The sequence below is a fragment of the Chryseobacterium sp. PCH239 genome, assembly GCF_018924625.1.
GTDB classification, from domain to species: Bacteria; Bacteroidota; Bacteroidia; order Flavobacteriales; family Weeksellaceae; genus Chryseobacterium; species Chryseobacterium cucumeris.
The window spans coordinates 1,178,922-1,191,180 of sequence record NZ_CP073027.1 but is presented as its reverse complement, the minus strand read 5'-3'; the positions used below and the strand labels follow the sequence as shown (position 1 = coordinate 1,191,180).

The 12,259-nt window shown below is 33.6% G+C and carries 9 protein-coding genes and 1 riboswitch; of the genes, 7 read left to right on the top strand and 2 right to left on the bottom strand.

All coding sequences use genetic code 11. The features are described from left to right. The first annotated feature begins 64 nt into the window (after positions 1–64). The 3 genes from KBP46_RS05530 to KBP46_RS05520 are packed head-to-tail and all read left to right on the top strand — an operon-like array spanning position 65 to position 5,558. Entirely contained in the window at positions 65–454 is a 390-nt protein-coding gene (locus tag KBP46_RS05530; protein ID WP_040996276.1) for a hypothetical protein, read from the top strand. 2 nt (positions 455–456) lie between these two features. After that, positions 457–1,506 carry a radical SAM protein gene (locus tag KBP46_RS05525; RefSeq protein WP_216444842.1) on the top strand — a complete coding sequence of 350 codons (1,050 nt, stop codon included), beginning with the start codon at positions 457–459 and terminating at the stop codon, positions 1,504–1,506. Continuing rightward, positions 1,503–5,558, top strand: a complete 4,056-nt coding sequence (locus tag KBP46_RS05520; RefSeq protein ID WP_216444841.1) for a hypothetical protein — start codon at positions 1,503–1,505, stop codon at positions 5,556–5,558. Before KBP46_RS05525 ends, KBP46_RS05520 begins: the two co-directional genes overlap by 4 nt. A gap of 798 nt (positions 5,559–6,356) precedes the next feature. Here KBP46_RS05520 and KBP46_RS05515 read toward each other — a convergent pair. Then, the gene (locus KBP46_RS05515) at positions 6,357–6,503 is read right to left on the bottom strand and encodes a hypothetical protein (RefSeq protein WP_165835290.1); all 147 of its coding nucleotides are present in this window, start codon (positions 6,501–6,503) and stop codon (positions 6,357–6,359) included. 430 nt (positions 6,504–6,933) lie between these two features. Between KBP46_RS05515 and KBP46_RS05510 the strand changes: the two genes are divergently transcribed. The 3 genes from KBP46_RS05510 to KBP46_RS05500 all read left to right on the top strand — a co-directional run bounded on the left by KBP46_RS05510 (position 6,934) and on the right by KBP46_RS05500 (position 8,818). After that, the gene (locus KBP46_RS05510; RefSeq protein ID WP_216444840.1) at positions 6,934–7,794 is read left to right on the top strand and encodes an alpha/beta fold hydrolase; all 861 of its coding nucleotides are present in this window, start codon (positions 6,934–6,936) and stop codon (positions 7,792–7,794) included. Positions 7,795–7,801: 7 nt separating this feature from the next. Further along, a complete protein-coding gene (locus tag KBP46_RS05505; RefSeq protein ID WP_120230810.1) occupies positions 7,802–8,170 on the top strand; it encodes a VOC family protein in 369 nt (122 codons plus the stop codon). 105 nt (positions 8,171–8,275) lie between these two features. Then, positions 8,276–8,818, top strand: a complete 543-nt coding sequence (locus KBP46_RS05500) for a hypothetical protein (protein WP_216444839.1) — start codon at positions 8,276–8,278, stop codon at positions 8,816–8,818. A gap of 84 nt (positions 8,819–8,902) precedes the next feature. On the opposite strand, the gene KBP46_RS05495 is transcribed toward KBP46_RS05500, so the two are convergent. Next, on the bottom strand, positions 8,903–9,364 hold the full coding sequence (locus KBP46_RS05495) for an Lrp/AsnC family transcriptional regulator (RefSeq protein ID WP_062670399.1): 462 nt from the start codon (positions 9,362–9,364) through the stop codon (positions 8,903–8,905). 195 nt (positions 9,365–9,559) lie between these two features. Beyond that, positions 9,560–9,746, top strand: a riboswitch (cobalamin riboswitch). A 178-nt stretch (positions 9,747–9,924) separates the two neighbouring features. Here KBP46_RS05495 and metE point away from each other — a divergent pair. Beyond that, positions 9,925–12,228, top strand: coding sequence for a 5-methyltetrahydropteroyltriglutamate--homocysteine S-methyltransferase (gene metE / locus KBP46_RS05490; protein ID WP_216444838.1), 2,304 nt, complete (start codon positions 9,925–9,927; stop codon positions 12,226–12,228). Positions 12,229–12,259 lie beyond the last annotated feature (31 nt).

Sequence of the window (12,259 nt, the reverse complement as noted above, 5' to 3'; positions counted from 1 at the left end):
ATTATCGGACTAATTCATATAAATCAAACAAGTATATAAGTTTAAACATTTTAAAACTATAATTATGAAAATAAGAAATGATTTTGTTTCCAATAGCAGTTCTGTAAGCTATATCATAACGATGAAGAAAGAGCTTTTAGAAACCATGGAAAGAGCCTTTGGGAGTTATACAGATAAGGAAGTTGCTAAAATCAGAGATTTTGTAAAAGAAGATCTTCTTGAGAATGGAACAAGAGTATATCTTGGAGATGAAGACATTTATTACAAGAAAATTGAGTTCAATACCGACGGAGATACAAACACAAAAGAATGGATAGAAGCGGAAGGAAAAGAAGTGGATTTGTCTCAAATGGATGATGAGGAGATTTGGAAATATATTTATGGGGAGTATATAATGAAAGGTGAGCTTGGGAAAATTTATGGATTTGGAGTAACTCAAACACAAACTTATTAATTATGAACTTGATTAGAAGACACAGTGAAGAATACAATTTTATAGCTGACCCAAAATCAGGTATAACAATGCGATGGGGAAAAACAGTCAATGATGATCCTTATCGAGCACCTATGCCTGAATTGGTTGATATTTCAATATCTAATCACTGTACCAAGGGTTGTACCTTTTGTTATAGGGACAGTGTGCCTAACAATGTTTTTATGAGTTTAGAAGACTACGAACGTGTAATTCAATCATTAAATCATGAGCGTTGGGGAAATGTTTTTCAGGTGGCATTAGGTGGCGGTGAGCCATTAGAACATCCTGATTTCATTGAGATATTAAAAGTAACAAGAAAATATAATGTAGTCCCGAATTTTACTACAAATGCAATGCATATCACAAAAGATATAGCCGAAAAAATAAAACCACTTGTTGGTGCAGTTGCCATTTCTTATCCAAATATTCGATCAATACCATTATCCAAGGCGCATATTTTTATTGAAGAAGGAATTAAAACAAACATTCATTTCATACTTGACAAGAAAAGCATAAAGCAAGGAATTGAGATTCTGGAGGGAAAATATAATAACCTACTTAAAGGTTTTAACTCAATCATATTTCTGACGTTTAAGCCTATGGGAAGAGGCAAAGAAGATTTGTGTTTACAGCTGAATGATGATTTGAAAAAATTCTGCAAATTGGTGGATGCACATTCCTGCAATCTAAATATTGGGTTCGATTCGTGTTTTATGCCAATGTTGATGCACTTTACAAATACTACAATTGATTTTATTGAGCCTTGCGAATGTGCCTTTTTTTCAGCTTATGTGGATGAGAATCTAAATGTAAAACCGTGCTCTTTTGCAAATCATAATAGAGACACATACAGCTTGAGAGAAAAAAGTTTTTCTGATATATGGAATGGTCATTGGGAAACTTATCGAAGTGCACAAGTGAATACTTGTGAACGAACCTGTAAAAATAGTAGTAACTGTAGAGGTGGTTGTCCATATTATAGCCAGATCAATTTGTGTAAAACAGAAAATAAGGCAGAGGCATTAGTATGATTAATATTTTATGGAGTCAATTTGATAGTAACCAACAGGCTAAAGACATAAGTTTTGAATCTTTTTGTTTTCAAGTCGCTTACCTCCGTTATTCCAAGTATGGATATTTTGATAATTTTTATAATACCCCAGGTTCTGAATTTTACTTATTACTTCATACAGACTGTCCAGAGTTAAATCTCAGAGCTGGAGATGAAATAGGATGGCAGGTTAAGTGGTGGTATAATACCGAAGATAATACGAGTCTTACGAAAGAAAGAAGAACACATCTGGAGAATAATTTTGCTACCACATTAAAAGAACATCCTAATATTAAGTTGTGGATTGTTTGTACACCAGCAAGCTTTAAAGAAAGTGCATTTAAAGAATTAAAAACATCATTAAATAAGTTATCATCAAAATCAAAAATTTTGCATTGGAATAAAGAGACCTTTAAGAACTTCTTATCCAGTGAACATTCAAAATTTGGAGGATTATTTCATCATTATTTTAATACAAATTTTATAAGTTTTGACCTTATAAAAGAATACACGCAACAGCAAATACAACACTTACATACAAAGTTTGATACTGACCTCTATGTCCCTTCGGATTATGATGAAGAAATCCTGTACTTACTTAACTACAAAGAGATTTATAATGAAATTGAACTTAAAAGTACATATATACAGGATGATATTAAAAGCTCAAAAAAAAATATAGAGAGAAAAGATTTAGAATCATTTTTAAACGCAGATTATGCTAAAGATGTTTTGGCGCTAATCGATTTCATTTGCAATACTCTTGATGAAGTCTGTATTATTTTGGATTCAAAATTAAGTATTGAAAAGTGTAGAGATTTAGATGAAAAGATTAAATCTTATCTTAAAACGTATCGTTCATATGCAGATAAATTAAACAAAACTATTAAAGATGGAAAGTGGGCGAAAAGCAAAAAAGAAAAGCAATACGACTGGCGTCACGAAGACATCATTGAACAGATACATCTTTTACATAGTCATTTTGTAGCAGTTGAAAACTTTGAAAGAAGAATCCATAATCATAAGTCAATACCAACCCCACTTGTAGAATTATTAGACTTGATTTATCAAAAAGAGGTACATATTCTTAGCAGTGCTGGTTATGGCAAAACAAACATTGCTTGTAATATAGCTAAAACCTGTATTGAAAAAAATATTCCGGCAGTTCTATTTCTGGGTTCAAATTTTAGGAAATCTGATTTCCCTCAAAAAATAGCATTAGAATCTTTGGGATTAGAAAGGTATTATGATTTTAAACAATTTTTGCGGGCTCTTAATACATTGGGTTTTATTAAGGGCTTTAAAATACCAATAATTATTGATGGGCTAAATGAAAGTAACCCCTACAAAGAAATTTGGAGAACAAACATTTATGACATCATAACTGAAATTAAAAAGCTTGATTATGTATGCCTGATCACAACTTGCAGAGACAGGTATATTAATTCAATCTTTGAGAAGAATAGCATAACTGATATTCAAAATACATTTGTTTTGGAGGGGCTTACGGAAAAACAAAAAAAATCGGCCGTACCTAAGTACTTCAATAAATATGACATAGTTCCGACATCCTGGAACTTTAATAAAGACTTATTCAACCATCCTCTTTTATTGAAAATATTTTCTGAAGCTAATACAGGAAGTAGAAATATTAATATTTCCATTGACAATGTTTTTCAAAGTTTCGATAAGTATTATGATAACATCATCAGAAAAGTTACCGATGATGATAACTTAAGTAAAAAAAACATCAATTCTAGAGTTTCGCAGGTGTGTGAAAAGTTATGGAATGACAATTCCCGAGATATTGATATTGTTGATTTCGTTTCCATTATTTCTCCCAATAGTGATACGCTTGCAGGAACAATAGCGGACAAAATTTTGGATGAAGGTCTTTGTCTATTTCAAAGAAATTTGGATGAAACTGATAACGAGAAAATTCAGTTTGCCTACGATTTAGTGGCAGGCTATCTTATTGCTTCAAAAGTTTTATTAGTAAATGCTAAAACAGCAGATGATGCGAAAGAATGGCTAAACAAAAACGATATTCAGAACAAACTATTTACTGAAGATAATGCACATCCTTTGGCTGAAGATATAATGATTTCATTATTGTATCTTTTACCTTCAAGATATGGTGTAGAGTTTTTTGAATTATTCGACAATACGACAACTTTAGAAATTAGCTACCGAAATATTGATTACTATATTGGTAATACTTCAGGGCAAGAAAAATTAAGAACAATATTTTCAAAATCTACAAAGGATGATATTAACCACAACCTTCTTTTGAGCAAACTATACGAAAATATATTTCAAAAGAAAGTTCACGGGCTCTCATTATTTACAATGTCTGTTTTACTTCATTTAAAGCAAACGGAGATCGATATTCGTTGGACAGAAATTATACGGAAAAATAATGCAACAACTTATGATTTGTTAGAAGCAATCAATAAGGCTTCATTACGAGAAAAATTAACAGCTATTGAAGCGGAAGAGTGTTTCTACATTTCATTCATTAGCACAGTATCTACAAATCAAATTCTTAGGGACTTTGCTACCGAAAACCTATATTTAATTGGGCGGTCTTTTCCTAATCAATTGTTGCGATTTTGCAAACAATGTTTTGATTTCAAAGATGCAAATGCAATAGAATCACTTATTGCATCCATATGCGGAACTTTGTTGGCTGTGAGAGAAAAGGACTTGACTGAGAATGCGCTCAAGCTTATGATAAGTGATTTTTTGCCTAATTGGAAAAATACTCATATTGGAGTAATTGAGTATATTTTAACAATTACCGAATTCGCCTATGAAAACTTCAAACTTGACTATCGAAAAAAAATTAAATTTAATAAAGGTAATTTTAGAATTTCTACAAAGAAGCCCACCAAATCTCAGAATGGGAAAGCTTATTCTCGTTTTAATGCTTCGCTTTCAGGTGTAGATATGTACGATTTTGTTAAACATCAAATAGCAGGAATTTCAACAAGTAGTTACGAAGGACATAACACTTTTTCGGAGAGTGATTGCATAGAAATTATTTTAAAGAGAGTAAAGGAGAATGGCTATAACGAAAAACTTTTTGACTCAATTAATAAGCGGTTTAAAGAAGAGAAAAATTACAGGTATGGATATGGTTCTAAAATTAAATTTTATGCAGAAAAATACCTTTGGCAGTCTTACTTTGAATTTGTAGGCTATGTGTTTTTAGATGATAGACTTAAGTCAGATGACAAGAACCGATACAGGTGTTTAGACGTTCGTTATGACCCAACTTTTCCAAGACGTCCAGTGCGAAATCAAATTATAGCAAATTGTTTTTTTCCTTCCAGCAAAGAAGAAGTGCAAGAATGGATTGATTCTGATGATAACGATTTTATAGATTCTTACTATATACACAAACTTTTCACGAATGAAGAATGGGTGCTACTTTCTGCATCTATTAATCAGAAAGGGAAAGAAAATGATACACAATTTAATTTGTTTACACATTCATTTTTGACATCGAAAAGTAAAATCAATAAGTTTAAAAAGAGTATTGAAAACGGAAGCTATTATTCTGGTGATAGCAATTCTTTCTATAATATTTATGCAGGAGAAATCAATTGGAGTAAATTTGTTAAAAATACAGACCGAAGTTATGGTGAAGAAGAATTTGAAATGGATGAGCTCGTTTGGGAATACAGATGGTCAGGTTGGTCAAATAACCGGTATCAGAATCCAAGTTTTCCATTTTTAAATCCTAAAATTTCCAATATCAATCAATTTTATTTCAATCCGAAAGATTTATCTTTTTACAATTCAAAAAATGAGCAAGTAACTAAGTTCATTTGGACTGAATCAGCAAAGCTATATTATATAAAAAAGGAATTTCTTGAAAGTATTATTGAACAACAGAAAAAAGAATTGGTTTGGTATCAATTTGTATCAAAGTATGGTGAATTTGGAAAATATAGTGAAAATAAACTTAGCCCTACTTATAGAGATTTACGAAAACTATTACAGTATGGTTTGATGAAAATAATTTAAGTTGTCTAAGTTTAGAAAAAAAGACTCATTACATTTTTTTAGCAAGTCACCATACTGTTAGTTTAAGAATTACCTTACCTATAATGATAATGATTTATAAAATAATTTTCAATTGTCTTATTCATGGTTATTGTTTTTAATAGCATTAAGAATCCAAATATACGATCTGGATTTTCTCTGAATTTTCTAATTTCTGAGTGTCCTCTACATTTTAGGAATGAGAAAGTTTATAGCATTATTATTTTTTCTTTTTTTTAGTAACCGTAAGCTTTTTACGTATAAAAATCTGCGCAAAAACTTTTTCCAAAAAACCTTGACAGAATGCCACGCTCATTTTCAAAAGGCTTTCTTTTTTTCTTTTTTTTCGGTTTTTTCTTCGTTTTCTTTTAGAAATATTTCAACTGAGAAATTTCAGGCGCAAAAAGAAGTATTATATTGTTGGTTTGAACTCTAAAAAACTTGTTCAAATTTTGGTCTTTTTACTTGCAGATTTGAGTAGAAATTTTTAGTTTTACTACGTAAAATTTAAATTAGGATTTTACCGCTTTTTTGCAGGTGACCTATTTAGGGCCTTTCAGAATTTGCTACAGCGAAACGCTTATTAATAAAGAGATGACGGGAGGTTACAAAATCCCTCACTCTCCGCAAAGAAAACCTTAAATCAATTGATTTAAGGTTTTTTATTTTTAGAGTATATCTTAGATTGAAATCAGTATAAATAAGAATACATTATATAGTTTAAATAAAAAGCCCTGCAATTCAAAATCACAGGGTTTATTGTTGAGAATAGGGTCTTCTTTAACTTAAAATCTCACATGGTGCTATACAGATCACCCACGGACATCTTTTGATTCCCGGAGGTGGACAGCATGCTTCAGAACAGCTTACCGCTCCGCCATTAATACTCTTTAATTGGTCTCTTGAAATTTTTTTAGAATTTTTCATAGTCAAGTAATTGTGTTAAACGTAAATTAAGGCTGGTTTCCCCCACCACATCCGTCGTAAGGCATACATTGCCACTTACCACCGATTAAACATAGCTGACCACCTCTGCAGTCAATTCCACCCTTAATTGTTTTCAATTCCTGTCTTTCGATTTTCTTTAAATTTTTCATAATAATTTTTAAGTTTAGTTCTATTCGAAATTAATCAAATTTTATCAACTATTGTAGAATTATTATAAAAATATTTATTTTTAATTGATTAATTATATAATGTTGTGTAGAATTGTGTAAAATAATTTAATGGGGTGGGTTTTGAGATTCAGTTTTAAAATTCATTACATCTTAATAAAATCTTGTCTTTTGACAAGTCCGTTTTCAGATTGACTTGGTAATTTTGATTAAAAGTTTAATCCACCAAATCTGATAATATTATGAAAAATTTATTCAAATTCTCTGCATTAGTGGTCCTAACTGTTTTTCTTACAGTATCAAAATTATATGGACAAAAAATAAAACCTTCTGAAAGCGGCTATGCGCCTGCCAACGGAATCAAAGTGTATTATGAAGTTTATGGTAAAGGAAAGCCTGTTGTACTGTTACATGGAGCCTTTATGACGATTGACCTGAATTGGGGCGAGCTGATCCCGGAATTGTCTAAAAACAGAAAAGTAATAGCACTTGAATTACAGGGACATGGACATACTCCGTTTTCGGAAAGGAAATTATCACACGCTACTTTGGCCAGTGATGTTACAAAGATAATGGACTATCTGAAAATTGATAAAGCTGATGTTGTAGGATACAGTTTTGGAGGTGAAGTGGCTTATCAATTAGCGATACAGAGTCCGCAAAGACTGAACAAATTGGTTATTATTTCGTCAACATATAAAACTAATGGCTGGCTGCCCGAAGTAAATAAAGCGCTTGAAGGAATGAAACCCGACCTCTTTACAAACAGTCCTATGCATACTGCCTATAATGCTGTAGCACCAGATAAAACAAAATGGACTCCATTTCTGCAGCAGATGATAGCTTCTGCGGGACAACCTTTTGATCTTGGCGATAATAACATTTCTAAAATTCGGGTACCGGTTTTAATCATAGCTGGTGATAATGATGGATTGGACAAAACAGAACTTTCAAAAACCTATAAATTATTGGGAGGTGATGTCTTTGCGGACATGGGAGAAATGCCCAAATCGCAATTGGCTATTGCTCCGGGACAAACCCATGTGAGTCTGATGATGCAGACAGCAATGATTCTGAACTATCTGAATAATTTTTTAAAATAGTTTGAGTATGAATCCAAAATTTGAAGCAGGAATTAATATCGCTATAAAAATTCCCAAAAATAAATATGAAAAAACAGTGGCCTTCTACAGAGAAATTCTAAAATTAGAAGTGGAGGAAAAACCCATTAATAATCCTACTGTTTCCAGAACTCACGAAGTAAAATTCGGGAATAATATTATTTGGCTGGATTGTGTCGACAATTATACCCATTCCGAAACCTGGTTACAACTCACGGTCCCTGATGTAGAAACAGCAACAGAATACTTGCTGTCAAATGGTGTGGAAACCTGTGACGAGATTGAAGAACTTCCTGACAACATGCACTGGATTACTGATCCTGCTGGGACGGTGTTCAATTTGCAGCAAAAGAAGTAAAATCGGGAATTTTATAGATAAGGTTTCACCATAGAATTATATCACACAAATTGTGTAATTTTAATACCTTTAATCATCAAATTATTAAAATTTTAAAATATTCTCATGCAGACGAAACCATTCAATTTCATTGTAACCCTCTTTTTTCTGGCATTAAGTGTGACTGCATTTTCACAAAAAACAGCCGCTTTGAATTCTTTATTGGACAAAAATTCAGAATTTATCTTCCCACAGACACCCGATAAAATATCAAAAGCACTGAATGTAAAAACTGTTTTTTATGAAGATGCCAACGAAGAAAAATATGCAAAATGGCCAATGAAAACAGGGCTGGAACTTTATTGTGGTCTTGGAAAAGATAATGCTGTCAATGAGATGTTTTTCGCAGCTTCAGACAATAAATCTTTAGTGGTGGAAGGGCTTCCTTTTGGCCTTGTGCTGAATAAAAGTACCTTACAGGATAGTAAAACCAGGTTCACTAAATACAATGCTAAAACCCAAAAATTAGGAGCTGACAGTGAATTTCCAGGTGGATCAAAACTTGTTTTTAAAAAAGGAAAACATTATGCAACATTGTTTTTTGACAATAAAAACCTGTTGAAATCATTAGGTTTAACACCAACGCTTGTTGATCCGGCAGCCAATTAAGTACTGGAAAATTAGAATAATAACAACATCCGTCATTATCGACGGATTTTTTTATATCTGAAGCAGATTAACGTAAAGCGAAAGCTATATCGTCAGCCCATGGTTGTTTTTTACCTCAGCCATCACAAACGTACTGTGGGTACTCCCTATGGAATCCACAGATCCAAGCTTATTGAATACAAAATCCTGATAATGCTTCATATCCCGTACCTGAACTTTCAGAAGGAAATCAAAATCCCCGGAAATATTGTAACATTCGGCAACTTCTTCGATTTCTAAAATCTCCTTTACAAAATCATAACCTACTGATCTGTCGTGGATTTTGAGCTTGATCTGGCAGAAAACCGTAAATCCGCGATTCAGTTTTTCGGCATCAAGAACGGCCGCATATCTTTTAACAAAACCTTCCTGTTCAAGCCTTTTTACCCTTTCAAAAACAGGTGAGGTAGAAAGATTTACCTCTTTCGCAAGTTCCTTAACGGTGAGTTTAGCATTTTTCTGGAGCAGCCTTAGCAGCTGTAAGTCCTTATCATCGAGTTGTTCCACAGAATATTATTCTTTTAAATGATTAAAACATTCAAATGTACAGAATTTTATGCTTTTATTTTTGTTTTTAAAAGTTTAATTTGCTTAATTATTTGATAATAATTGTATTTTTATTCTGTATTGCTAATTTTACACAAAATTAAAAACTTTTACTGATGACCATAGTTAAAGGTAAAAGTACAGTTCTTTACAGATACTTCATCAAACAGAAAAGGTTTTACTTAACGTAGATTAATAGGGAATCGTGTGCAAATCACGAGCTGTCGCGCAACTGTAAGTAACACACCAAAGGTTTCTGTCCTTGCAGATCCACTGCCAAAAGCGGGAAGGATGACGGAAACTGTTACAAGTCAGGAGACCTGCCTTTACTGAATTGACAATGCTTTCGCGGTCTGAAGCTTTGGGGTCATACAGATGATATATCGGATTCGGGTATTTTCTTTTGTAAAGGAAATTACGCTGTCTGCTATGTCATGACTTTCCTGAAACTTCTTCCGATAAAACATTACGAAGCCTTTTAAAGAACTTTCCCAATAAGTTTAATTAAAAAGTTTAAAAAAATGCAAACTCACATCCTTGGCTATCCGCGTATTGGTAGCAAAAGAGAACTCAAAAAAGCCTGCGAACAGTATTGGTCAGGTAAAATCCTTTTGGAAGAACTTCTGAATACCGGAAGAACTATCTGTAACCAAAACTGGAATATCCAGAAAGAAGCAGGGATAGACCTTATCCCGTGTAATGATTTTTCATACTATGATCAGGTATTGGATATGAGCCTTGTAGTAGGAGCCATTCCAACACGTTACCATGAAGTGGTGCTTAAAAAGAACAATACTGAATTGGATCTTTATTTTGCAATGGCAAGAGGATATCAGAAAGATGGATTGGATATCACTGCCATGGAAATGACCAAGTGGTTCGATACCAACTATCACTATATCGTTCCGGAATTTTATAAAAATCAACAGTTTAAACTGAGCTCAGATAAGATTTTCAATGAATTTGCCGGAGCAAAACAAGCGGGAATCAATGCAAAACCGGTGATTATTGGACTGGTTTCTTATCTGTTATTAGGAAAAGAAAAAGAAGAAGGCTTCGATAAATTGGATCTGGCTGGAAATCTTCTTCCAGTCTATACAGAGATTTTAACCAAACTTCAGGATCAGGGTGCGGAATGGATTCAGTTTGATGAACCTTTTCTGGCGTTGGATTTAACAGAAAAAGCCAAAGAAACTTACCTTTCTGTGTATGCTGAAATCAGAAAACGTTTTCCGAAACTGAAATTTATCGTTGCCACTTATTTTGACGGATTAAAAGATAATACATCAATTGCTGTTTCTCTTCCGGTGAATACATTGCATATTGATCTGGTGAGAAATCCTGGACAGTTAGATGATATTCTGAATGTTATTCCGGAAAGCTTAAGCCTTTCATTAGGAGTAACCGACGGTAGAAATATCTGGAAAAATGATTACGAAAAATCATTGTCTTTCATCAGAAAAGCTGTTGAGAAATTAGGATCTGAAAGAATTCTGATTGCACCATCATGTTCATTGCTTCATTCACCTTGTGACCTTGATTTTGAAACCCGTCTCAATCCTGAAATTAAAAACTGGCTGGCTTTTGCAAAACAAAAAGTAAAGGAAGTCGTAACACTTAAACAACTGGCATCCGGAACGGAAAATGAACAGGTTCTTGAAGCATTTGAAGAAAATAAAAAAGCCATTGAAAGCAGAAGAACTTCTTCTCTTATCCATAATGATCAGGTAAAACAGAGAGTGAATTCAGTTACTGAAAAAGATGCTCAGAGAATAAATACCTTCAAAATCCGTAAAGAAGAACAGCAGGAAGTATTGCAGCTACCTTTATTTCCAACCACTACAATCGGATCATTCCCGCAAACCACAGAAGTAAGAAGCTGGAGAGCAAAATTTAAAAAAGGAGAGCTTACTGCGGAACAATATGATACCTTATTGAAACAGGAAACGCAGAGAACAATCCGTTGGCAGGAAGACATCGGAATTGATGTATTGGTTCATGGAGAATTTGAGCGAAATGACATGGTGGAATATTTCGGAGAACAGTTGGAAGGATTTGTATTCACTAAAAACGGTTGGGTACAAAGCTACGGAAGCCGTTGTGTGAAACCTCCTGTCATCTTCGGTGATGTTTCCCGCCCGACTCCGATGACGGTGTATTGGTCTGAATATGCACAATCCCAGACTGAAAAATGGGTAAAAGGAATGTTGACAGGTCCGGTTACGATTTTACAGTGGTCTTTTGTACGTGATGATCAGCCTCGTTCAGAAACTTGTAAGCAGATTGCCTTGGCAATTCGTGATGAGGTAGTGGACCTGGAAAAAGCAGGGATCAGAATTATTCAGATTGATGAACCTGCCATCAGAGAAGGACTACCATTAAGAAAAACAGACTGGCAGAATTATCTAAAATGGGCAGTGGAAGCTTTCAGAATTTCAGCAAGCGGAGTGGAAGATGCTACCCAAATTCACACTCACATGTGTTATTCTGAGTTCAATGATATTATTGAAAACATTGCCGATATGGATGCAGATGTCATTACCATAGAATGTTCACGTTCTCAGATGGAGCTGCTGAATGCTTTCGCCGATTTCAAATATCCGAATGAAATTGGTCCTGGAGTATACGATATTCACTCACCAAGAGTTCCTTCAAAAGAAGAAATGATTGAATTGCTGAGAAAGGCTCAGAACGTCATTCCTGCCAACCAACTTTGGGTAAACCCTGATTGCGGACTGAAGACAAGACATTGGGAAGAAACTGAAAAAGCTTTAATCGCAATGGTTGCCGCTGCTAAAGAAGCTTCAATAGAATATGCACTTTAAAAAACTTTAGAAATAATTAGATTCAATTATT